General features: G+C 40.4%; 23 protein-coding genes and 1 riboswitch. Of the genes, 9 read left to right on the top strand and 14 right to left on the bottom strand.

Annotated elements, in window-relative coordinates; genetic code table 11:
• Positions 1-209 precede the first annotated feature (209 nt).
• Complete coding sequence (locus NH153_RS12100; protein WP_158679740.1) at positions 210-2,639, top strand: bifunctional diguanylate cyclase/phosphodiesterase; 2,430 nt, start codon at positions 210-212, stop codon at positions 2,637-2,639.
• On the opposite strand, the gene NH153_RS12095 is transcribed toward NH153_RS12100, so the two are convergent.
• Together NH153_RS12095 and NH153_RS12090 are read right to left on the bottom strand one after the other, a co-directional pair.
• Positions 2,614-3,078: a TlpA family protein disulfide reductase gene (locus NH153_RS12095; protein WP_063704164.1), complete on the bottom strand. Its 465-nt coding sequence runs from the start codon at positions 3,076-3,078 to the stop codon at positions 2,614-2,616. The genes NH153_RS12100 and NH153_RS12095 overlap by 26 nt on opposite strands.
• 42 nt (positions 3,079-3,120) lie before the next feature.
• Positions 3,121-4,656: an EAL domain-containing protein gene (locus NH153_RS12090; RefSeq protein WP_082874051.1), complete on the bottom strand. Its 1,536-nt coding sequence runs from the start codon at positions 4,654-4,656 to the stop codon at positions 3,121-3,123.
• A 245-nt stretch (positions 4,657-4,901) separates the two neighbouring features.
• Here NH153_RS12090 and NH153_RS12085 point away from each other — a divergent pair, with 245 nt between their 5' ends.
• From NH153_RS12085 to NH153_RS12075, 3 genes are all read left to right on the top strand, one after another.
• Positions 4,902-5,468, top strand: coding sequence for a Tll0287-like domain-containing protein (locus NH153_RS12085; protein WP_063704160.1), 567 nt, complete (start codon positions 4,902-4,904; stop codon positions 5,466-5,468).
• A 75-nt stretch (positions 5,469-5,543) separates the two neighbouring features.
• On the top strand, positions 5,544-5,879 hold the full coding sequence (locus tag NH153_RS12080) for a zinc ribbon domain-containing protein YjdM (RefSeq protein WP_063704157.1): 336 nt from the start codon (positions 5,544-5,546) through the stop codon (positions 5,877-5,879).
• Positions 5,880-6,279: 400 nt separating this feature from the next.
• Positions 6,280-6,375: riboswitch (cyclic di-GMP riboswitch) on the top strand.
• Positions 6,376-6,391: 16 nt separating this feature from the next.
• Positions 6,392-7,141 carry a hypothetical protein gene (locus NH153_RS12075; RefSeq protein ID WP_063704154.1) on the top strand — a complete coding sequence of 250 codons (750 nt, stop codon included), beginning with the start codon at positions 6,392-6,394 and terminating at the stop codon, positions 7,139-7,141.
• 71 nt (positions 7,142-7,212) lie between these two features.
• On the opposite strand, the gene NH153_RS12070 is transcribed toward NH153_RS12075, so the two are convergent.
• The 5 genes from NH153_RS12070 to NH153_RS12050 form a co-directional block, all read right to left on the bottom strand.
• On the bottom strand, positions 7,213-8,049 hold the full coding sequence (locus NH153_RS12070) for a mechanosensitive ion channel family protein (RefSeq protein WP_063704152.1): 837 nt from the start codon (positions 8,047-8,049) through the stop codon (positions 7,213-7,215).
• Positions 8,050-8,083: 34 nt separating this feature from the next.
• Positions 8,084-9,055: a calcium/sodium antiporter gene (locus tag NH153_RS12065; RefSeq protein ID WP_063704150.1), complete on the bottom strand. Its 972-nt coding sequence runs from the start codon at positions 9,053-9,055 to the stop codon at positions 8,084-8,086.
• A gap of 336 nt (positions 9,056-9,391) precedes the next feature.
• Positions 9,392-9,766, bottom strand: a complete 375-nt coding sequence (locus NH153_RS12060; RefSeq protein WP_156503633.1) for a hypothetical protein — start codon at positions 9,764-9,766, stop codon at positions 9,392-9,394.
• Positions 9,767-9,983: 217 nt separating this feature from the next.
• Positions 9,984-10,952 carry a hypothetical protein gene (locus NH153_RS12055; RefSeq protein ID WP_063704146.1) on the bottom strand — a complete coding sequence of 323 codons (969 nt, stop codon included), beginning with the start codon at positions 10,950-10,952 and terminating at the stop codon, positions 9,984-9,986.
• Positions 10,953-11,015: 63 nt separating this feature from the next.
• Positions 11,016-11,885 (bottom strand): EamA family transporter, encoded by an 870-nt coding sequence (locus NH153_RS12050; protein ID WP_462176229.1) that lies wholly within the window; start codon positions 11,883-11,885, stop codon positions 11,016-11,018.
• Between the two features lie 131 nt (positions 11,886-12,016).
• Here NH153_RS12050 and NH153_RS12045 point away from each other — a divergent pair, with 131 nt between their 5' ends.
• Complete coding sequence (locus NH153_RS12045) at positions 12,017-12,916, top strand: LysR family transcriptional regulator (RefSeq protein ID WP_063704142.1); 900 nt, start codon at positions 12,017-12,019, stop codon at positions 12,914-12,916.
• Between the two features lie 145 nt (positions 12,917-13,061).
• Positions 13,062-13,820 (top strand): AAA family ATPase, encoded by a 759-nt coding sequence (locus NH153_RS12040; protein ID WP_063704139.1) that lies wholly within the window; start codon positions 13,062-13,064, stop codon positions 13,818-13,820.
• 243 nt (positions 13,821-14,063) lie between these two features.
• Here the strand turns inward: NH153_RS12040 and arsJ are convergent, their stop codons facing one another.
• From arsJ to NH153_RS12015, 5 genes are all read right to left on the bottom strand, one after another.
• Positions 14,064-15,272, bottom strand: a complete 1,209-nt coding sequence (gene arsJ, locus NH153_RS12035) for an organoarsenical effux MFS transporter ArsJ (RefSeq protein WP_063704136.1) — start codon at positions 15,270-15,272, stop codon at positions 14,064-14,066.
• 5 nt (positions 15,273-15,277) lie between these two features.
• Positions 15,278-16,288, bottom strand: coding sequence for an ArsJ-associated glyceraldehyde-3-phosphate dehydrogenase (locus NH153_RS12030; RefSeq protein WP_063704134.1), 1,011 nt, complete (start codon positions 16,286-16,288; stop codon positions 15,278-15,280).
• 76 nt (positions 16,289-16,364) lie between these two features.
• Complete coding sequence (locus NH153_RS12025; protein WP_063704131.1) at positions 16,365-17,129, bottom strand: metalloregulator ArsR/SmtB family transcription factor; 765 nt, start codon at positions 17,127-17,129, stop codon at positions 16,365-16,367.
• 142 nt (positions 17,130-17,271) lie between these two features.
• Positions 17,272-18,417 (bottom strand): serine hydrolase domain-containing protein, encoded by a 1,146-nt coding sequence (locus NH153_RS12020; protein WP_063704129.1) that lies wholly within the window; start codon positions 18,415-18,417, stop codon positions 17,272-17,274.
• Between the two features lie 128 nt (positions 18,418-18,545).
• Positions 18,546-19,355, bottom strand: coding sequence for a sulfite exporter TauE/SafE family protein (locus tag NH153_RS12015; RefSeq protein ID WP_063704126.1), 810 nt, complete (start codon positions 19,353-19,355; stop codon positions 18,546-18,548).
• Between the two features lie 380 nt (positions 19,356-19,735).
• Between NH153_RS12015 and NH153_RS12010 the strand changes: the two genes are divergently transcribed.
• From NH153_RS12010 to NH153_RS12000, 3 genes are all read left to right on the top strand, one after another.
• Positions 19,736-20,713, top strand: coding sequence for a DUF1852 domain-containing protein (locus NH153_RS12010; protein WP_063704124.1), 978 nt, complete (start codon positions 19,736-19,738; stop codon positions 20,711-20,713).
• Positions 20,714-20,724: 11 nt separating this feature from the next.
• The gene (locus tag NH153_RS12005) at positions 20,725-21,762 is read left to right on the top strand and encodes a methionine synthase (protein ID WP_063704122.1); all 1,038 of its coding nucleotides are present in this window, start codon (positions 20,725-20,727) and stop codon (positions 21,760-21,762) included.
• 611 nt (positions 21,763-22,373) lie between these two features.
• A complete protein-coding gene (locus tag NH153_RS12000; protein WP_063704120.1) occupies positions 22,374-22,709 on the top strand; it encodes a hypothetical protein in 336 nt (111 codons plus the stop codon).
• Between the two features lie 34 nt (positions 22,710-22,743).
• Here the strand turns inward: NH153_RS12000 and NH153_RS11995 are convergent, their stop codons facing one another.
• The gene (locus tag NH153_RS11995; protein WP_063704118.1) at positions 22,744-23,220 is read right to left on the bottom strand and encodes a hypothetical protein; all 477 of its coding nucleotides are present in this window, start codon (positions 23,218-23,220) and stop codon (positions 22,744-22,746) included.
• Between the two features lie 39 nt (positions 23,221-23,259).
• Positions 23,260-24,081 (bottom strand): hypothetical protein, encoded by an 822-nt coding sequence (locus NH153_RS11990; RefSeq protein ID WP_240494368.1) that lies wholly within the window; start codon positions 24,079-24,081, stop codon positions 23,260-23,262.
• Positions 24,082-24,227 lie beyond the last annotated feature (146 nt).

Below are 24,227 nucleotides of genomic sequence, written 5' to 3'. Positions count from 1 at the left end.
AATAATTCTTTAACATGCTAAAAATTCAACTAAAATCCTAGCTCTTCGCTAGACAATCAGGTAGCCCTAAACTAGTATTTTTAAAAGCAAACTTAGTACTTAAATACATACCTCATTCAGGGATGCCTTTGCGTAATATTACATATTTTTCGTTGTTATTTACTTCTTTTTTTCTCAGTTTCTGTTTATTTTCGGCTATCGCGCTAAAAGTGTTTTACGATAGACAAGAAATGCATGAAATTGAGCAAAATGCAGCACTTAACAGTTACAGCAGTAATCTTGAAAAAGCACTTGATAGCGCACTCCTTGGCCCCTACCTTGTTCGCGCCGCAATGCGTGACTTTGCATATACACAAACTGAATTCGAAACCCTTGCCACAGAGATTTTAACTCACAGTGATGGTAGCCAAACTATTCAACTCGCACCAAAGGGGGTAATAAAATACAGCTACCCGTTAACCAGTCACGAGAGCGTGATTGGTATCGACTTATTCAAGATGCAAAGCATTCAAGCGTCATTACAAACAGCGATTGATACGCAAAAAATGCAAATCGATGGACCTAAAGAGTTGGCTCAAGGTGGTCAAGGCTTAGTCGCTCGATTACCGATTTTTAATCAGAATGAGTTTTGGGGTTTTGCAATCGCGGTGCTACGTTTTCCTGAGTTTATTGCAAATTTACGACCTGACACGACTTCACACCCTCACCTCTATGAGGTTTGGCAAAAAACAGCTAATAACTACGCGCCGCTTTTAAATAACCACAGTTTTGAGCAAAAGCAATGGTCAACCTACAATCTCGATGTTGAAAATCAACATTGGGTTGTGGGTATTAAAGATGAGTTTGCTTATCGGGCGCATGTTGAATTTTTAGTGCTGTTACTGATTGTCCTGCTATTTTCATCGGTTAGCTGCTATTTGATTACGATTACATGCCGATTACGGGAACACGAGCAAAACCTCGAAAAGCTCGTACAAAAGCAAACCTTGGAGCTGTCTGAGCAGGCACTTGAATTAAAACAAGCTCAGTTACTCAGTGGCGTGGGTAGTTGGCATTTGTCGCCTGATAAAAGCATTCGGCAATTATCGGCTCAAGCAAAAGCACTATTTAAAGAACAAAGCAAAGTGCAATCAATTACGGATGTCTGTAAAAAAATCGATAGCTTTTATAAAAATACGTTTTTAAATTTTATACATACTAAGCCTAGTAGCCCAATCGAAATTGAATACACAATCAAACTCAATGGAGAAAAACGCTGGTTTCACGAGCACGCAGAATGGAACCCTAAAACCAATACCTTGGTAGGTACGATTGAAGACATCAGTGCAGAAAAACAGCGCCAACATGAGCTTTATCAGCAAGCCCACTTTGACTCAGTCACCGGCCTTGCCAATCGCCATTACAGTGAAAAGTATATCGCCAGTTTATGCCCTGAAGACCAATACAGTAGCGGCCTGACTTTATTGTGCGCCGAGATCAAAGGCTATCGACAATTAGAAGATATTTACGGTCAAGATTACTTAAATGAACTACAAACGACCATTGCTAACCGGCTAATTGAGTTTTCTGACTTACATCAAGCGTTTTGCGCGCATATCAAACAGGGCTGCTTTTTAATGTTACTAAAAGAAGCTATTTTTGATGAAAAGCTCGCCGCCCTATTAGACAAATTTCAGCATCAGGTCGGCGGCATAATTGAAACCGCTGGTAGCGCTCATTTTTACCACTTATACATTGGCGTGGGCTATCCGCATTTACAAAACATCGATGCTGCTGAGCAAATCAATACTGCTCTGATTGCGATGAATGAATGCCCCCGCACGCAAAAACCCTTTACCGTTTATAGCCAATCTCTGAAAGAGAAGCTCATTGCACAAAGTAACCTCGAAAGTGACTTACGCCATGCGCTTTCGACTAACGAGCAGCTAAGTATGGTGTATCAGCCAATCGTTAACACTCTAGATGGTACACTGATTGGCTGTGAAGCATTGGTTCGCTGGCAACACCCTGTTCGTGGATTTGTGTCACCTGTGGAGTTTATAGCCATCGCTGAACAATCTGAGCTCATTAATTTATTGTCTCGTTGGATTGTTGCTAAAGTTGCTGAAGATTGCCATCGCATGGTTGATAACAACATTCATATTAAAGTGTCGATCAACCTCTCACGTAAGCAGTTCTCTGATGTGCATTTAGTGAAACGACTGAGTAAAGAAAAAGCCAAGCTATTCCCAGCTAATCAAAAAATTAATCTTGAGATCACCGAATCTGCCCTATTTCAAAATACCCAGTACGCTATAAACCTAATGCATGAACTTAAATTAGCGGGTTTTAACTTATCACTCGATGACTTTGGAACAGGTTATTCATCACTGTCGTCAATTCAGCAGTTTCCGCTAGATAACGTTAAGATTGATCGTGCTTTTATCTGTAACTGCGTGGATAACCCACGAGATGGTTTATTTTTACAAACGATGAGTGATTTAGCCCATCAACTTGATTTAACGATTACCGCAGAAGGGGTCGAAAGCTCAGAGCAGTGGCAATTGGTGAGTGATAAAGGCATTGATTATATTCAAGGTTACTTAATCTCAATGCCCTTATCTATTGATGATTTTATAGCGTTTGACCCGGTTGCGTAAGATCCACTGCCAAGCTTTGTTTTGGCTTTTCGATCATACGGGTAAGCTCTTTTTCTCCATCAAGGACAATAATGGTTGGCGTATACAGTAAGTCGTGCTGTTTTGCTAACCCTGCAGGGTCAAGTTTATCGTAGCCAACAGCCACTAATTTAAGTGAGCCTAACTGTACTTTCGCTGTATCGAGAAGTTTTAAAAATCGAGGTACTTCTCGTTTTGAGTCATGACACCAAGTGCCTAAAAACACCAAAACTTGCTTACCTTGTAGTGTTTTTATCGTGGTTAACTCTTCTTCACTCGGTGTGTATTCATTGTACTGTTCACTAAATGCAGCGTAGTCTTTAAGTAAATCATCTCGACTTATCTCTCCACTGTATGGAGCGGTGTCTGCAAATGTTAGGGCAGAAAATAACAAAGCGGCGATATAAATTAGTTTTTTCATTGAGTCTCCTTTTTCACCACTATAACTAAGTGAAAAATAAAGTCACAGTTTTTTGCTTATTAGCTGTTCGATGCCTTGCGCTTTATGATACAGCCAACCTTGATGGAAATAGACTTCTTTTGCCAACAAGTAATCAGCCTGAGCTTGGGTTTCCACCCCTTCAGCAACAATATCAATCTCAAGTTTTTTAGCCAGTTCGATTAACGCATCAAGTAAAATAGCCAGCTGTGAATTAGTGCCAATGGCTGCGGTGTAACTTTGATCGATTTTTAAAATATCAAAAGGCAATGATTTTAAATATTGCAGGCCAGCATAACCCGTTCCAAAGTCATCAATAGCCACTCTGACCCCCTGCTCTCTAAATAGCGTAATGGTCTCTATCACTTCAGTATCGTCAGATTCAATCAGTTCGTTTTCGGTTATTTCGAGTACCAAATGTGGGATCTGGGTGTTCAACTCAAGAGCAAGCTGCTTAAATTTGTCATCTTTGAGGTGTTCACCGGTAATGTTGATATTCACCTTTAATGTTGGATGCCACTGGGTGAGCTTTACTAAATCTTCGGTGATATTTTCAATCACAGCATAGGTCAGTGCTAAGTTAAGGCTATTGCTTTCAATATCCGGTAAAAAGCGATTCGGCGTTAAGACTCCCTCTAGTGGATGATTTAACCTTACTAACACTTCAACCCCTGCAAACTGTTTTGTGTTTGCATTCCAAATAAGCTGATAAAAGTTAATAAAATCACCAGAGTTTAAATGGTTAATCAGCTCATTTTTACGGCTACGGTAATTTTGATGGTACGCTTTAGAAAAGAAGAACAATAAAACAAATACAAACACATACAATGAAATACTTGCCAAAGGCGGGGTATAAACACCTCTGTATAAGGTATCAACATTGACAGCGACGACCAAAGCAAGACTCGGGATATCTTTGACAGGCTCAGCTAGTAAATAGTGCTGATGTGTATCGTCAAACCGATGATCATTAAGCTCAGTCGTTTTCGTTAAAGGAAACAAATCATAGTCAAGTGGCAAGGTATAACCACCCACAATCGTGATAGGTACACCCAATTTTGCATCGACTAAAGCAACAAAATCATAGGGTCTATCAAGCTCATTTATTTTTCGGCTCAATAATGGCTGCGGCAATAAAGCATTAATCTCAAAGCCATCACTGCGGGTTTTAGCTATAACCAAAGCAGCTTCACCAATGTAATTGGTATGAATTGGCCCAAAATAACGCAGCTGTTGGCTTTTAACAGGCTTAGGGCCTATGGTCTTTATTGGCTCAGGTGGAGCCCCCCAACTGGTACAGGTTAAATAGCCATCTGGGTTTACAACACCAAATTCGGCAACATTCGAGATATGAAAATGGGCTTGGCGAAGCGCTAGCAACGTCGTGCTTGAGCAGCTCGGATCAAGCGTATCTGACTGAATAAAAAAATCTTTTAATTGCTTAGTTTGCTTATCAAGATCTGATTTAAGCCATTGGTAGTCTGCCCGTATTTGCTCTCGCGCAACCTGCTTTTTTGCCGCGACTTCCATTGGGTAATCGATAGCAAAAACAAGCATCATTCCAATACTCGCAAGCGTTATGGCTTTAATTTTGTATCTGCGTTTAGGCAAAGTGCAAACTCAATATGTTATCTGATAATAAGCATTGCACATTCTAACTTAAATGCCATAAAAAAGGTGTACCTAAAAATACAAATAACGCTCTTTTTTAGCATTGTCATAGAACTGAAAAACTCAACAATTATATTCGCTAAATTGGTAAAAACGAACTACTATATTAGATATATCTAATATAAGGTTTTACTATGCTTTCCTTAAGAAATATTGTGCTATGTACTGCATTACTTTCTCCTAGTCTGTATGCCGCAACAAACTCAGCGACTCTAGAAACCGAAGCAGCTGAGCGAGCAACTGAATTTGCCACGACGCTCAAATCAGCATTGGCAGCTGCAATCAAACAAGGCGGTTTAGTTGAAGGAATTAACGTGTGCAAAATGCAAGCCCCAGCCATTGCTGAAAGCTTATCAACCGATGGTTGGACTGTAGCGCGTAAAAGCACTAAAAACCGTAATCCAAATAATAAACCTGATGACTGGGAAGCTGAAAAAATCGCTCAGTTGCTCGATATGATCAGAAACACAGAAAGCATCGATAATGTGACTTTTTCAACCAGCAAAGATGGTCAATTTCGCTTTGCTAAAGCGATAAAAGTCGCGCCAGTGTGCCTCAATTGTCATGGTCAAACGATTGCGCCAGAAGTAAAGCAAGCGCTTAGCGAGCATTACCCAAATGATTTAGCGACAGGTTATCAGCTTGGTGATTTAAGAGGAATATTCTCTATTACCAAAGAACTCGACACGTCTGAGCCATAAAATATATGCCTTGTACTCGCATAGTTTGCTCTTAGCAATTAAAATACCCTTTTAAAATCAACCAAGGTGCCATTTATGTCTTTACCTCCTTGCCCACAATGTAACTCTGAATACGTGTATGAAGATCAAAACAACTTAGTATGCCCAGAGTGCGCTCATGAGTGGGATCCAAATGCTGTTAATAACGTTGATGTAATCGATGTAAGAGATGCTAACGGTACCTTATTGGTCGATGGCGATAAAGTGACCGTTGCTAAAGATTTAAAAATTAAAGGCAGCTCACAAGTAATTAAAATTGGCACCAAAGCCGTTATCCGCCGAGTGTTAGATAAAAAAGACCACGAATTAGACTGTAAAGTTGATGGCGTCGGTGAAATGATGGTAACTGCTAAGTTTGTTAAAAAAGCTTAATAAACATATTGAGCAGTGCCCAATATAAAAACACTGCTCAATTAGTATACTTTAAAGAAACAAAAAAACATTTCAAATAGAATAGCATTTTAATTCAAAGATATAGAACTTCACTGAAAATATATTCCATTTAAAATCAAAATAATAAGAACATACCCAAAAACAACACACTGATCCCAAAACAGATCCAGAACACTTACTTTAAGGTACAGGAATAATAAATTTATACTAATTATTTTGCATTAAATAATTATTCTCCTACACTTCTTTTCAATCATTATTTCTTGAATACGGAATATGATTTAAACCACGTTTAAAAAGCAGGTATTTTGAACACTATTTAGGAACTATAAATAGGTGTTCATGCAGTCATACAAATATGTTTTTAACAAAACTAATGTATTAATACTGCCAAACCTACTGTGAGGTAGGGACGGAAAGCCACGGGTCTTCTCTGAAAGAAGTAAGGAAATGGGAAGATAGCCGGGTTGTGGAATTTGGAATCCAGAACAATGAAACATCACATCTTTAGCACAGCATTACTTGCTGTCGCTTTCACATCAACAGCTTACGCAGTAGACGATCCGAATTTTGGTGCACAGTCATTGCGAGGCGAAATCGGCACGAAAGGAGTTTTCTTGACCATTCCTTACGATGAAGTTCGTTATGGTAATGGTGATAACAAAGCATATATAAAACCTGAAGAATACAAAATGATGTATTCGGATAGCATTGGCGGCAAAGTAACCTGCCCTGCTATTAAAGGGCCAGGTCTAAAAGGATTGAATTACCATCAATTCAAAAACGGCATTGAATGCTCATGGAAATCTCGCCCCGGTAGTAATGCCGAAATTATAACTTTTACTTTGATGCCAGGTGGAGACACAGGTAAGTCGCCAAAACACTATCGAGGAAAAAATAAAGTTGTAACATGGACAGGCATTATTAACGATGCTAATGGCCAAGGTGCTGTAACGAAAAGCTATAAAACAACCCTAAGTTTGGATATGTTCGATTACCGAAATGGTAACTCTCATAAAGCTTTTGTTTTCAAAAAGAATCATAAAGTGAAGCTTGGGGATTTTACGTCGACTAAAGGTTCAATCCGTGACTTTATTTGTGACTTCAATGGTCAAAAAATAAATGTACTCAAAGATCATGCACCTGTTGGTCAATTTGGTAAAAAAGGCGTCAAGTGCACTTACATGCTTAAACAAAATGGTAAAGAGCCTCATTACTATGGTGAAGTCGTGTTTAAATAATAATTTAGAAAAATCACAATAACTAGCTTTCCTTTTCATTCAAAGCCTAGCCTGCGCTAGGCTTTTTTATTTTACTTTTTTGTCACCACGCCTTCAGGTATATGTAAAGTACGTTGTGGGAAAGGAATTGTCAGGCCTGCATTCTCGATTGACTCTTTAACTCGTTTGTTTAAATCCCAATAGGTTTGCCAATAGTCTTCATTTTTAGCCCATGCTCTTAGCTGAATATTCACCGAGCTCTCAGCCATGGCTGTCACCATCACTTGCGCCGCTGGCTCACTCAGTAAACGGCTTTCGTTCGCGGCAATATCTTTTAGCACCGCAAAGCCATCATCGATTGAATCGGCATATGAAATACCCACAACAATATCCATTCGGCGTTTGCCATTTCGCGTGAAGTTTTTAATATTGTTACCCCACACTATACCATTAGGTGATGCGATATAAAGACCATCAATCGTTTGAAAAACACTGGTGAATAGGTTTACCTCAGAGACAGTACCTTGCATCGAGCCTATCTCAACAAAATCACCGACTTTAAACGGCCTTAATATAAGTAACATCATGCCTGCTGCAATATTACTTAAGGTGTCTTTAAGGGCTAACCCTACCGCTAAACCAGCAGCACCCATTAGAGCAATAAGGCTTGCTGTATTCACGCCAAAGATATCTAAAATAAACACCCCGCCAATAATATACACGGCATAACCTGCCACAGACGACAAAATAGGCAGCAAGGTATTATCAACTTTTTTAAGGGTAGCATTGGAGTTTTTGATAGCCTTTTTCACTGACTTAGCAAGTACTGCACTGGCAATTAAAATAGCAATTGCGAGTATCACTTTATAGCCTAGCGCTATAATTGTTTCTGAGTTATTGAGCCAAAACTCATTGATAGTTTGCTTCATAAAGGTCCTTGATTTTTTGAGTTCTAAATTGCATTTATTTATAAATTGAAAGGAAAAGCCATGCGTTATAGGCAATAAAAATCAGCAATAAACCAACGCCTTCAGCGCGATTTACCCTGCCAACACCACGGTGCCCATAGGCAAAAATTAATAAAAATATTGAAAGAGAGATCATCGCCAGCCAGTCTCGCGATAATAGATCCGGTGAAAGGTTAACAGCAGGCGCTATCATCCCTGCAATACCTGTGACAGCTAAAATATTAAACATGTTTGAGCCAATCACATTACCAATCGCAATGTCGTGTTCACCTTTTCTGGCTGCGGCAATTGAAGCTGCAAGCTCAGGGAGGGAGGTGCCAAGTGCCACGATTGTGAGACCTATAATGAGGTCGCTAATCCCCATGAGTTCAGCAATATTGACCGCCCCCCATACCAATAACCTTGAACTTGCAATGAGGACTACAAGCCCAACGATAAGCCAAGTAATAGCCGCTTTAAGTGACATAGTTTGCACGTTAAGTTCGTGCTCAACATCTTTTGCTAAGCTGTCATTTTTGCTTTTAAGGCCAGAATAAATACTCCAACCAATAAAACTGCAAAAACCAAATAACAAGATACCCGCATCGAAACGTGATAAGTCGCCATCAACAATCAGTAATGCAAATAGCGCACTTACTGCAAGCAGTAGCGGGATCTCTTTTTTGACAATCAAAGAGTGAACAGTAATCGGGGCTATTAACGCGGTTATCCCTAATATAAGCCCAATATTGACAATGTTTGACCCCACAGCATTGCCTAAAGCAAGCTCAGGACTGCCATCAGCAGCAGCCATAGCCGATACCAACATCTCAGGAGCCGACGTACCAAAGCCAACCACTATCATTCCAATGAGCAAACTTGGCATACCTGCATATTTTGCGCTTACAGCGGCGCCATCAACAAAACGATCTGCACTCCAAATCAGCAATGCAAAGCCAACGATAATGGCAAGAATAAACAAGATCATCGTGCTCTCCCGCAAAAGGGTGGCAAAGCGAAATGTGGTAAATAAAGCGATTTAAGAAAACAGAAATAACCATAACAATGGTTTTGAAATGTAACAAGCACGAGACGATTCCTTAGGGCGAAGAACAATAAGGCATACATCGTGGTCGCCCATTGAACCCGATACATGCCTTAAGTCTTGTCAATCCGGCTTGCGGACATGAACGCCACGAACATTGGTTCGGAGACTGTTGACGTTCATCTTAATCTAAGAGACTACTCCCCTAAGGTTAGGTACAGACTATATAGCTAAAAGTCATACAATTAAAGCTCTATTTGTTCCTTTTTTATTTATTTTTTAGAAGCTCAAATGCTCTACAACAATCCCCGTTACTTCACAATGTTCGCAGCTCAACTGCCAGCCAGCAGCCCATGTGGTTGCGCTAATATCTCCTTTGCAAAGTGGGCAAACTTCGCCAGCAAACGTACTGGGGGTAATATCTTTAGCTTGCTTAGAAAACGGTCTTAACAACCAGAGAATATTATCATCAATACTCAGTGTCAGATCATGACGGAGCGTCTCGCAATAAGCATCAAACACAGCTTGTTTGTACTGCTTTTCGTGCTCAGCAGATTGACTGGCATAAACACTCAACGCTTTTTCGATGTCTTTTATACCAATTCGCTTAATTAAGTGGTCTATTTTGAGGCAATAAAACCTCGTTGATAGCAAGGCAAAAATCTCGTTATTTAGTTGTTCTAAATCAGAAATTTTTAACGCAGATAGCGACAGGTTTAATCCCTCAAAATGATTAAGTATTATTGCGGATTGGTATTATCCGTTTGGGCCATGCTTGTGCGTCTATATTCGCTTTGCAATCTAACAACTCTTCAAGAGTGTAACTTGCATAGTTTGGTTCAAACATCATTGCCATCCTTGCTTTGGGTTATTAATTCTTTGGGTATAGCGTACCATTTTGCTTTATTTGCAAAAGCCATTGTTCAAATAAATTGTTCGCGATATTCAGCTCTTCATCTGAGAGTGTCGGGTATTGTCTTTGCTCAAACCACGCATAACGATTATACACATCGTTATTTTGCGTGATTTCCATAATGAGTCGATTTATAGCGTAGGCTTTTGCTGCACTATGCTCACCAACTTGTTCGCTGTAATACATGCTCGCTAAACTCATCAGCGCTTGTTCACTGCCCTGCTTTGCTGCTTGCTCTAAAAATACGGTTTTACGCTCTTTAAAACTATCGCGATTTTTGATGAACTCGGCACGTGACAACTTCTCAGGAAATTGCGACTTCATGTAAAATTCGGGAGTTAGCCCAGCAAACGTTTGCTGCGCAAAGGCTGACCCCTTTTCTGCTGCCATTACCAAATAACGGTAAAAAGACCGCCGCGTTGCTAAATCTACCCCTTGGCAATACTCATATTTTTCTAAAGCACGGTTTTGCGTATCGCCAGCATCGCTAAATTCATAGCTTTCGGTTAATGTTGCTTCAAGCGCCTCAGCATCTAAAGGAGCATTAAAACAGTACTTAAGATTTTGTGCGATAAGATAGCTAGCCTCAGCATCACCTTGTTCAGCGCGTTGCTTTAGCTCTGTTAAGTGGTCAATTAACACACCATCAAAACGCCATTTCGGTGCATTTTTGATAATAAGTTCACGGCTGTCATTAACTTCACTCCCTTGCTCAGTTGATTCATCAGCTAACAAACTCGCAGCAGGCTTTGTGGCTGGTATGCTTGCTTGTGCCTCAACGTGCTGCGTAGCTTTTGTATCATTTGATAATTCTGAATTGGTTACAAAGATTGCAGCTTCTCGTGAAAAAAATATATAAATAACGAACAACAGTACCACAATTAAAAATGGCTTTATTCCTTGCCTAACAAAAGCATACCCAGACATAACAACCTACTTATCATTTTTGTTGCTAAGTAAGTTACAAGAAAACAATAATAAAAGCGAAACTCAACTGCGGTTTCGCTTCGTTTGCATTAAGCAAGCAATAACAATAAAACTAATCCCTAACAATTGTTGCCCATTTACAGGGCTATCTAGAATGGTTAACTGAAGAAGGTATGAGAATACCACTGACGTATAAATGAGCGGTGCCAGTTCAGAGCCGGTGGCAACTAGTTTATATGCTAAGCTTCTAAAGTATTGCGTAGCACTACTAAATACCGCTAATAGCACTAATAAACCTAACATTAACCACGCATTCTCAACCACCCAGCTGCCTGCTGCGAATTCAACATTTAGCCCACCAACGAACAGCGGCAGAATGAAAAATAGCGTACTGAATAGTGCCGCAATTAAAAAGCAAAAACCATTGGCAACCAGAACTGGGGTTTTCTCTTTACTAATTTGAAATAAACACAATTGCGAACAAGCATTAAAAAAGCCAGCCGCCAGACCAATTAATAGCTCCCAACGTAACGTAATCCCTTGGTCGGTCATACTTTGAATGATCAGCCCTATCATCATTAACAACAAAGTCGGTACGACAAACAAGTCGATTTCTCGCTTATACACCACACTTTCAAGCAATGGGATAAACAAAGGCCCGGTGCTAAACAACACAACTGCCTCAATTAACGTAAGTTTGTAAAGCGCTAAAATAAAAAATCCTTGGCACAAGGTGATAAAAACAGCCCGTAGCATCACATTTTTTAATGCAGAAAAACTAACATAATGCCAAAACCGTGCTCGTGCTGTTGCTAACATTAAACAACCAGGTAAGAGCAACCTTAAAAATAACAGTAAAATTATTGGCAGCATGGGGGTTAACAACTGGGTAACCAGTCCATTCAGTGCTAGAGTGAGGGTAGATAGCAGCATTAAGGCACTAGAGCGGTGACTAATATTCATTTACATTGTTTATAAAGCGAGTAGATGACGCTCACGATACGCTCTGCTGAAATTATAAAAAAGCGAATAAAACCGCATTAATATGTAAGAAAAACTAACATATGAAACACAATATCCCGCTCAAATCCTTATACAGTTTCATTGCCGTTGCAGAGACTGGCAGCATGGTTAAAGCCGCAGATTCAATTCACGTTAGTCACTCGGCTATCAGCCAAGCTATCAAGTCTCTTGAGCAACAGCTTGAGGTAAAACTGTTCGATAGGGTTGGCAGACAAGTGTATTTAAATGATGCTGGAAAACTATATTATCAACGCGTTTCGCCCGCCGTTCAGGCCATTATTTCGGCAAGCGAAGAAGTTAAAAATAAAGACAAAGATCATCATTCTATTTCACTCAACATGGTGAACTCTTTGGCATTACATTGGTGGATACCCCGGGTTGATAAGCTACAAAATTGCTATGCTGAGTTAGATATTCGCTTATCAAACTTTGTTGGTGATGTTGACCTCGAAAGACGCAACATCGACATGGCTATTTTTCAGGGCGATCCGCAAAACTGGCAAAAGTACCACTGTGAGAAATTAGCAGATGATGAACTTGTTTTAGTTTGCAGCCCGTCATTATTAAAGTCAGAAACTACAAACAACATCAATGAACTATTAAACCGCTTTCCCGCCATCCAGGTACTCAATGCCCGCAGAAACAATAACTGGCAGATTTGGGCAGAGCATAACCATATTGCCTGCCCTAAAGCACAAAAAAACCGCTCTTTTGAAACCACAGCTCAAGCATTGCAAGCTGTAACAAGAGAGCTTGGCCTACTGGTTACCCATAAGCAATTTGTTTTAGAAAAGCTCGAATATGGCGAATTAGTACAGCTAGGTAGTGCAGTTATCCATCCGCAGCAGTCATTTTTCTATGCCTGCAAAGCTGACAAATTAAAACATACCAGCATTCAACAATTGATCGCATGGCTAAAAAATGAATTTGTAGCGAGTTAGTAAAGTTTACTAATATTGCTTTTAAAGTTTGGTTTTCTTAGAGTTTTGATTGTATTTACCTAACTCCTATAAGTTAGGTTTTAAAATAAGCAGAGCATTTCTGTCAGTTTTTTACTAATTTTGGTCTTTAATAGGAATATTTTGTATGGAAGCATTACCGTATCTACAAAAGGTGACACTCAAACGAGAGCACGTTTTCTCTTTTGATACATATCCATTCTCTATTCCTGCGGTTAATCAGCTCTTTGAAATAGACTTTTCAAAGCATGTCACAATATTTGTGGGTGAAAATGGTTCTGGGAAATCGACTCTTTTAGAAGCAATTGCTATCGGCTTGGGTTTTAACGCCGAAGGTGGCTCTAAAAACTTTAACTTTCAAACTCAGCACTCGCATTCAGAGCTTCATAAGTACTTGCTACTCTCAAAATCGTTTAAGAGATACAAAGATGGATTCTTTTTACGTGCCGAAAGCTTCTATAACGTTGCATCAAATATTGATGACTTAGATTTGGGATTTTCTGGGGAGCCTAAACTGATAGATGCCTATGGTGGTACATCCCTTCATCACCAATCACATGGCGAATCTTTTTTAGCGCTTATGGTAAACCGCTTCATTGGCAATGGGCTTTACATTTTAGATGAGCCTGAGGCCGCACTTTCTCCTTCAAGGCAGTTGGCTGTTTTAAGTCGCATGTTTCAACTAATTGAACAGAACTCTCAGTTCATTATTGCCACACACTCACCGATTTTAATGGCATACCCGGGTGCGAGGATCTTCCAAGTGGGAGCACAAGGTATTGAACAAATAAATTATGAGGATACTGAGCATTACCAAATTACAAAGGCGTTTCTAAACAACCCACAGCCAATGCTCGAAGAGCTTTTCAAGCCTGAAGGTGACTGATACCAATCAGCAATAATACTTAATCATTTTGAGGGATTAAACCTGTCGCTACCTGCGTTAAAAATTTCTTAGTTAGAACAACTAAATAACGAAATTTTTGCCTTGCTATCAACGAGGTTTTATTGCCTCAAAATAGACTACTTAATTAAGCGAATTGGTATGATTTTATTATTTCTGATGCTATGCATGAATAAAGGTAAGCAAGAAAGCATGCTTACCTTTGTAGGGCGTGTTTAGATTTAACTAAATTTGTTTTGGTAATTTAGTCGAAATAACGGCGGTAATAACAATAAATAACAGTGATATAGCCAAACAGGCTGCTAAGCCATAAAGCTGAAACACTAAGCCTGACAACACAGTACCAATTAAGCGTCCCATGGCATTAGCCATATAGTAAAACCCGACATCGAGTGATACGCCATCGGCATCCGCCATGCTAACAATTAAGTAGCTGTGCAAAGATGAGTTAATCGCGAAGACCACGCCGAACAACATCAGTCCGCCTATCAGCATTGGTTTTACTGCCCAGTCAAAACCAATGGCAAGAGCAATGGCTAAGGTGACTACCGCAAGCAAGGATGCCCACTTAACTGTTTCTGCGCTTGGTGATGTTTGCTTATTAAGCTTAATGATTTTAGGTGCAAAAGATTGCACTATTCCATAACCAATGATCCACGCAGCTATAAAAGCCCCCACGGTCCAATGATCCCAGCCAAAGGCTTGTGATAAAAACACCGGAAGTGCAACTACAAACCAAACATCACGCGCACCAAACAAGAACAATCTTGCTGCTGACAAAATGTTGATTGAACTGCTTTTTGAAAATATCTCGTTAAACTTAGGTTTGTTTTTGGCTTTGCCTAAATCATTTTTAAGTGCATAAAGACTAAAACACCACACCACCAGCAAAGTAGCAGCCATGGTTAGCATTGCGCCTTTAAACGACATTAATGTGAGAAGTAAACCACCTAAAAAGAAGCCCACACCTTTTAAGGCGTTTTTAGAGCCCGTAAGTATCGCCACCCATTTAAACAAGGTGCCTTCTTGGCCACTGGCAACCAGCATTTTAATTGAGCTTTTAGCACTCATTTTATTGAGATCTTTGGCAATGCCCGACAGCGCTTGCGCCAGCATCACATAGGCAACACTTAGCCATTCAGGGGGGACTGCCAACATGAACAAGGCTGCAACCTGTATGGCAAGGCCAATATTCATGGTTTTGTTTAAACCAAGCCTTGCGCCTAAATAGCCGCCCACTAAGTTAGTGACAACACCAAAAATCTCATAAAACAAAAACAGCATGGCAATACTCAAAGGCGAGTAGCCAAGCGCATGAAAATGCAGTACCACCAACATTCTCAATGCGCCATCTGTAAGCGTAAATGCCCAGTAATTCCCAGTAACGATTAAGTACTGCTTTATATCAGCGGGAAGATTAGCCAAACGCGTCATTGCTTTTAACCTTGTAGTGATCGCGCAACTTTACGGGCAAGTTCGGCGGTGCGGTTTGCATAACCCCATTCGTTATCGTACCAAACATACAGCTTAACTTGTGTCTCGTTGACAACCATGGTTGATAGCGCATCAACAATGCTTGAGCGTGGATCAGTTTTGTAATCGATAGAAACAAGTGGCTTTTCTTCATAGCCCAAAATACCTTTTAGCTGGCCCTCTGCGGCTTCTTGCATCCACTGGTTAATTTGCTCAGCAGTAGTGGGCTTTTCAACTTCAAACACACAGTCTGTGATTGATGCATTGGCTAACGGCACACGAACCGCGTGGCCATTTAATTTACCTTTAAGTTCAGGGAAAATATGTGTAATCGCTGTTGCAGAGCCGGTTGTAGTTGGAATTAAGCTCATGCCACATGCGCGAGCACGTCGTAAGTCTTTATGCGGCGCATCTAAGATAGTTTGCGTATTAGTAATATCGTGAATAGTGGTCATTGAACCATGTTTGATACCAATTTTTTCTTGCAATACTTTAACCACAGGCGCTAAACAGTTGGTAGTGCACGATGCGGCAGTCACAATATCGTGTTGGTTTACGTCGTATAAATCGTCGTTTACACCCATCACTATATTCAGCACACCGTCTTCTTTTACAGGGGCAGTGACAACGACTTTCTTCACACCTTGGTCAAGATATGCCTGAAGTAGTGACTTTTCTTTCATCACACCAGAGGCTTCAATAACGATATCGCAACCAGACCAATCAGTGTCTGCAATCGCTTTATTTTGTGTAACGTTAATCATCTGACCATCGATGATCACCGCATTGTCGTTACTTTCAACCTCATGAGGCCAAATACCGTGCACCGAATCATACTTTAGTAAGTGAGCCAATGTAGCTGCGTCACCCGCTGGGTCATTAATTTGCACAAACTCAACGTCGTCCCATGTAAACGCTGCTCTTAGCGATAAACGACCCATACGGCCAAAACCATTAATGCCTACTTTAATTGCCATTGTTAAGCTCCTACTTTTTAAAATTGTCTAACTTGTTTTACCGGGTTTGCCGACAGTTAACAGCAAACCGTTTTGTTTAATTGCAACAGCGCGTCACACGAGTTGGGCGATCATCGCCCATCGCATTTAGCCTTGCTAACTCGTTTTCTATAAAATTAGGTTCGTTTACCACGGTCGAGGTAATTGTTTGTTTCATCCACATTGGTAAGGTCGGGTTTAAAGAGTAAAACACCCACTGCTGGTGCTTTCTATCCGACAAAATGCCCTGTTTTTTAAGTTGCGCTAAATGCCTTGAAACCTTTGGCTGGCTCTGCTCATTAAGTGCCGTCATTAGTTCGCATACGCAAACCTCTTGCTCAACGGCGATTAGTAATAAGCTTTTTAAACGAATATCATCTGCAAGCGCTTTATAAAATGTGGTTGGCGAAATCGATGCTGGTTTTTCTTTGTTATGGGATTGCACAAACTGTTTGATTCGCTCATTGAGCTCTTGCAAGGTTTTTTCAAAGGCGTGGGGTTCAGGACGCGTTTTAGGATCGATAAAATCCCATGCAAGGCAATGGCTGCCATCGACGCGATTGGCGCATTCTTTGGCAGCGTCATCACATAAAGTTATGACGTAATCCAAATGGAGGTTAGTTACATCGTTTAAGTGCTTTGAGTGTAAGTCATCGGTTTTTAAACCAAAATGCTCAATCGCCGCAAGCGTACGAGGGTCTACCGCATTAGGTTCAGTACCCGCACTAAACACCTCAAACTCACCTTTACCGTGATGTTTAAGCAACGCCTCAGCCATAATTGAACGGGCTGAATTTTCTGTACATAAAAAGAGAACTTTCACGACTCACTCCATAACAATTTGGTTATATAATATTTTTATTATATGAAGTGCGCAAGTCATTTCTCTTCTATAATGACTTAGCTTGAATTGAACTAAAGAAAGGATCTGGCGCATATGTGCGCCAGTTTAGATTTTGGCGTGTTTAGAGTGCTGATTTTGCTTGTAAAATTAAATAGCCACTCATTACTTTTTCAAGCTGGGCGTAGTCTTTTTGCTGAGTAACAGCCCCTGCTACCACCACCTGCGTTGTTGGTTCATACATCACCAAAGTGCCCCAAAAGCCACCATGTTGATAAACCAAGGTGCCGTTATAGTCTTTGGCAAATACACCTAAACGATAAGGGCTATCTGCAGGTAAGCCTGTATCCGAGAGCATGAGTGTAAGTGTTTCTGGGTGTTTAAAGACCTTACCTGAAAATAAAGCCTGATAAAATTTAGCCATACCGATTGGGCTGGCAACAAGCCCACCGCCACCATATAAATCGACTGTTGGGCTCCAATTAAACGTGTCGGTGCCATGCAAGTATTGATGTACGCGTCGAGACTCATCCACAGCAACCGTATCACCCCGTTCCCAGATCACATTTTCAATCTGGTTTTTATCGAAACTCAAGTATTGGCGAACCGCTTCAGGTAGCGGTAAATCTGTCACTCTTTCAATAATGTGGCCGAGTAACACATACCCGGTATCTGAATATGAAAAACGCTCACCAGGTTTACCAACTGGGTCGCCCCACTCTACACACCCTTTAATTTGCTCGCGCATCGTAATATCTTGCTGCGGATTTGCCATTATGCCAGCTAAATATTGATCGCTTTGGGCGTGATCGTATAGCCCTGCCGTATGACTCAGCACTTGCTTTATCGTTATTTTATCAAGGGCATAGCCATCGCTCTCAAGAAGCGCAAAAAAATCGTCAGAAATTAACTTATCAAGCGTTGTATCAAGGCTTAGTTTTCCTTCCTCGTGCAAACGTAGCACCGTTGCCGCAGTGAAAGTTTTGGTCACACTGGCAATTCTAAATAAACTATTTGGGTTAATAACTTGCGGCGCATTTTCTTTACTTTGCTTTGCCGTTGAAAAAGCATGTCCATCATCAACAATCACATGAAGTGCAAAACCTGAAAGGGGTGTTTGTTGATTTGCACTGAGAATTTGGCCCATTAAAGCATGGTGAGTCTCGAGAGATTTTGTTGGCTCAGCAGTCACTGGCAAAGCCATTAGTGATAGAGCAACAAATAAAGAGCTTAGTGTTTTTTTACTTGTTTGAGAGCACCGACGATCCATAGCATGTTCCTTAAAAAAGAGTCCTTAAATAGCGCCTACAGCTTTCGAAAAAGGCAGTTAAGCAGCCTAAAAACTGCTTAACTGACATTAACAAACGACTTTCGTGTTGTCGAATTAATAAGTTAATACTATTTAGCGAGCATATTCACAGCCATAATTACCAAAAGCCCCGCAAAGATTTTTTTGATGGTAGACACAGGCAAATGATGCGTTGCTTTTGCACCTAATGGCGCGGTAAACCACGAAGTACACACAATGCCAAACAAGGCTGGCAAATAAACAAAACCAGCAAAGCCCTCTTTTAATGTAAAGTACTGACTGCCCGAGCTGATGTAACCCACTGAGCCAAATAGCGCAATGACAATACCGCAGGCCGAAGCACAGCCAATGGCTTTTTTCATATCAACCGAGAAAAACGTCAGTAACGGCACAAGGACCGCACCACCGCCAATACCTATCATGGCTGATAGACCACCCGTGATGGTTGTATAAAGTGTCAAAAGGCCTTTATTAGGTAGCGAGCGTAATGTTTGGCTGTCATTTTTACTGCTGAAAATCATTTTTAATGCAATAAGCACCACACTCAGAGCGAATACAATTCGCACCACATTTGCAGGCAATAGCGAAGCCAAAAAGCCACTGATAAGAGCGCCTAGTGCAACCCCTGTCATAACCCACGGAGCCAATTGCCAAGGCACATTACCATTTTTATGGTGAGCGATAGCTGATGACGTAGATGTAAAAAGAATTGAGGCAAGCGATGTAGCAATCGCCACCAGCACCACTTGCTCTTCGGGTAACACCTGAAAATGCAGCAAGATCATGCTTAAAATAGGCACAATTACTAGGCCTCCACCAATTCCTAATAGCCCAGCTAAAAAGCCCACTCCACTACCAAGTATGGCGCAAGCAATAATAAGCACGATTAATTCATTCATTGTATTTGTCTGTATTGTTGATTTAGGGAGACGAGTATAACAACAATAAAGTACGGGGTTGCTTTCAAAAGTCCTGTTAAGTAGTGAATATTACTCACGTTTTATATGAAATTACTGCAACTCTAACAAACCATTTTAGAAATCCAGACGTCTAAATCAACTTTAAAGCATTTTTTCACTATCCCTTCCTAAATGTTTTACTAAAACAGCAAATATTCATGAATCTGCCTCATGTTTTACCTGAAATAAAAACGTTTTTCTTCATGGTGATGACCACGTATAAATTTATTACCGCTGCAGAGCAACCTAAGGTTAATGACCTAGCGATTTAAGGAAGGTGAGCAGCAATCATTTATTTCAGGACTTTTGGATACATTGCCATGAAAAACGATTTCAGATTTACAATTAAAAGCATTTGCCTCGACGAGAATTATCATCCGTCAAATAGCACACGACTTACCACAAACTTTGCGAACCTAGCTCGCGGTGAAAGTCGCCAACAGAATTTACGTAACGCATTAAAAATGATTGATAGTCGCTTTAATGCGCTAGCAAACTGGGATAACCCCCAAGGCAACCGCTACTCAGTAGAGCTTGAGATCATTTCTGTTGATTTAGAAATTGCACAAAGCGCAGAGGCATTCCCGTCAATAGAAGTACTAAAAACGAATATCATTGATCACCAAACTAATGAACGTATCGAAGGTATTGTTGGTAATAACTTTTCATCTTACGTGCGCGATTATGATTTTAGCGTACTGCTGCTTGATTATAATAAAGCGAAAAGCGAATTCAGCATTCCCGAAAACTTTGGTGACTTACACGGCAAACTCTTTAAATACTTTATTGATTCAGACACTTACAAACAGCACTTTAAAAAGCCACCGGTTATTTGTTTAAGCGTGTCTGATAACAAAACGTACCATCGCACAGAAAACCAACACCCTATTTTAGGTGCTGAGTACCAACCAAATGAGTCATCATTAACCGAGCAATACTTTAAAAAAATGGGCTTGCAGGTTCGCTATTTTATGCCACCAAACACAGTCGCTCCGCTGGCGTTTTATTTCTTTGGTGACCTGCTGAACGATTACACCAACTTAGAGTTGATCAGCACGATTAGCACCATGGAAACATTCCAGAAAATCTATCGTCCAGAAATTTATAACGCCAATGCTGTGGCGGGTAGTTGCTATCAACCAAATTTAAGAAACGCCGATCACTCTATCACGCAAATTGTCTACGACCGTGAAGAGCGCAGCCAACTTGCGATTGCCCAAGGTAAATTTACTGAGCAGCACTTTATTAAGCCTTATCAATCAGTACTTGAGAAATGGTCTGCCAACTACGCGATTTAAAGAGAGTAAAAATGAAAAAGTTATTACCCACATCGACAGCTGGCAGCTTACCAAAACCTGCTTGGCTTGCTGAGCCTGAAACCTTATGGTCGCCTTGGAAATTGCAAGGAGCAGAGCTTATCGACGGCAAACAAGACGCGCTGCGTGTTGCCTTACAAGAGCAACAACAAGCTGGCGTTGATATCGTGAGCGACGGCGAGCAAACTCGCCAACACTTTGTAACGACCTTTATCGAACACTTAAATGGCGTTGATTTTGAAAACCGTAAAACAGTGACCATTCGCAATCGCTACGAAGCCAGTGTACCAAGTGTAATTGGCCCGGTATCACGCAGCAAACCGGTGTTTGTTGAAGATGCTAAGTTTTTACGTTCGCAGACCAAGCAACCTATAAAATGGGCGTTGCCAGGCCCTATGACCATGATTGACACCTTGTATGACGCCCACTATCAAAGCCGTGAACAACTTGCGTGGGAATTTGCCAAAATCCTCAATCAAGAAGCGAAAGAGCTCGAAGCTGTGGGTGTTGATATTATTCAATTTGATGAGCCTGCGTTTAATGTGTTCTTCGATGATGTTAATGACTGGGGCATAAAGTGCCTAGAAAGAGCAATCGAAGGCTTAAAGTGCGAAACCGCCGTGCACATTTGCTACGGCTATGGCATTAAAGCCAACACTGATTGGAAACAAACACTGGGCAATGAATGGCGTCAATACGAAGAAGTATTCCCGAAACTTCAAAAGTCGAATATCGATATTATTTCACTTGAGTGCCACAACTCTCGCGTGCCTATTGAACTATTAGCACTCATACACGGCAAAAAAGTGATGGTTGGTGCCATTGATGTAGCAAGCAATGAAATCGAAACCCCTGATGAAGTGGCACACACATTACGCGAAGCCCTGAAATATGTTGATGCCGACAAGCTTTACCCATGTACAAATTGCGGTATGGCTCCCCTCCCTCGCCACATAGCAAGCGCCAAGCTTAGTGCATTGAGTAAAGGCGCAGAGATTGTGAGGGGGGAGGTTTTAGGGACTAGGGGCTAGGGGCTAGGATTTAGGATTTAGGTTCTAGGATTTAGGTTCTAGGATTTAGGGGCTAGGATTTAGGCTCTGGGCTCTAGGCTCTAGGCTCTAGGCTTTAGGCTTTAGGAGTAGTTAGCGAGTTATTAGGGGAAAGGGGAAAGTTGCGAGGATCGAGGTGCGAGGTTCGAGTCCTTGTCGCCATAAATCGCGACTTACATTGTAGGTCGGGCTTTAGCCCGTCAGTTTTTAAATTTAGTCTGAACCTGATTGTGTAGCAGTGATTTCACATCGCGTTTTACCTCGCCCATCGTATCTCGTATCTCGCCTCTCGTATTTCGCCTCTCGTATTTCGCCTCTCGTATTTCGTTTCTCGTTTCTCGTTTCTCGTTTCTCGTAAAAATTTATCAATGACGCGGCATAAAGCCGCTGCTACAACGTAGGCGTGAAACTTGTTTCGCGCATTCTATCCTCTAACGACTATTAACTAACTACTTCCCCTCCCCCTAATGCTTTTAAACCAACCCGTTCAGAAAGAGTTAATCCAAAAGCTGCAAAATTGAATTGGCTAGATTAATTATTTTTTGCTAGATTTCAGTTGTACCCAATGGATGGGCAAAAATTGAGGGATTAATATGAACGAATTTGATATTTTCATCAGAAATATTGTCTTGGATTGTATTCGTGAGCAAGGCACCTGTAGCGACATTTGCGAAGAAGACGAGCAATTAACTTTCTATGTCGACATTGAAAACCACGACAATGTGATATCGCATAAACAGTTTAAAGTAACCTACCCAATTAGTTATTCGATTCAGTCAGCACTTAAACATGAAATTGATTTACTGAGATATTTAGACTCTGGTGAAATAAGAACGCCTTTTACAACGGATATTGTCGAAGTTCTTAAATCTGAGTTACAAGCCTTTATGTTCAGCAACAAACCCCGTGGCGAATACCATATTTGCTAATTCTTGATTTATAGCCTGATGCAAAACAATCAGGCTATAACTTAACTAACTCACCATTATAAATACGGTAGCGTAAAGTGATTTTCTTGCTAGGGCAGCAACGAGGATCACTTTCATCATATGTACGTAATTGTATGGCAAGCTCTTCGCCAATCTTTTTCGTACTATCTACTACGCCGTTAAAAGAAATAGACGACAACTCGCTATAACCATCACCCCGAACCTTAATTAGAGTCAACTTCTCTAACCAAACATTGCCTGTTTGATAAATCCAAAATATAGAGACTCTGCCATCACTATGCTCATAAAAACGCTTTAATTGGCCAATTTCATTATCAGAGACTAACTCTAGGACGTGGTCTTTATATTGGCTCTGAATAAACGCATCAACTTGCTGCTGTATTTGCTGTTCGGCAGCATTTCCTGTCAGAGATATAAAAAGTGTTATTAATCCAAAACTTTTCAACACAAAACTATGGGTCTTTGATTTGTTATTTTCAGACAACCCCATTGTTTACTCCATTGATAAATGTTTGTTGAAAAACTTGGTTTAATTAGTTTGATAATAAAAACTTGTCTTGGAGAGCGGTTTGATTATGTCGTACTCTAGGCTAAAAGCATTTCTATCACCGCTTTTAGGTATAGTGTATTTCTCTAAAAGGACTACTCCCCAATGATTATCGCTAAGGCCACCAAAGATCACATTGACGCTGTCATACTCATCTTTTGTAATAGCTGCAACCTTATACTCAACCATTAAATCTCTGAGTTCTTGTGTATCAGCTGATAGCTCCATCAAGTTTGGCTCTGCATCAGGGCTTAAAATTTTATAATCGGCAGAGGGTACAAACCCAGCATATTTTGATGGTGTATAGCTTATTAATTGGGTGGGAGAATAAAAAGTATTGTTAACACGGTACACGTGCGGCGCAGATTGCTGTACAAGTTTTAAAGTTTGGCTATTTTTAAATGCCAAAATCTCTGCCTCCGATACATCTAAAAATGACCGAATTAACTTAAGTCTTTGTTCAGTACACTTTTCTTTTTTACAAATAACTAAATTTGGAAGTTTTGTTCCAACTTGCTCTTTAACATTTAAAAACTGGCTACCAAGCACACCTAAGTTAAAGTTAGTGAACGCTTGCTTATCTTTGTCATTTGTAAATTTAGTTGCATGAATATCAAAGATGCTAAACGGATAAAAAGAGGGTAAGTAGGCAAGCTCTAAATCGGTTTGCGGCATCATTTCATCCATGTGCTTTAATACCGCGCGATACTCTTTATCTATTTCATCATTAAAATAGTCTGGTCTTTCAGCCAGTGCTGTAACAGAAAATAAAAAAGCACTGCAAAGTAATATTTTGTTTAACATGAAAAATACATCCTTTTAATTAAAACTATTTAAAGTAACCATACCATTTTAGGTACGCAATTCCATTACTTTGTGTTGAGCTAATTTCAAACCCCAAAAGCAACCAAGCATAGCTTAAAGCATTAAATTATTTATATTTTTTCAAC

The organism is Pseudoalteromonas gelatinilytica, from assembly GCF_001641615.1.
GTDB lineage: Bacteria > Pseudomonadota > Gammaproteobacteria > Enterobacterales > Alteromonadaceae > Pseudoalteromonas > Pseudoalteromonas gelatinilytica.
The sequence above is the reverse complement of the archived record's forward strand: the minus strand, read 5'-3'. Positions and strand labels throughout refer to the sequence as shown.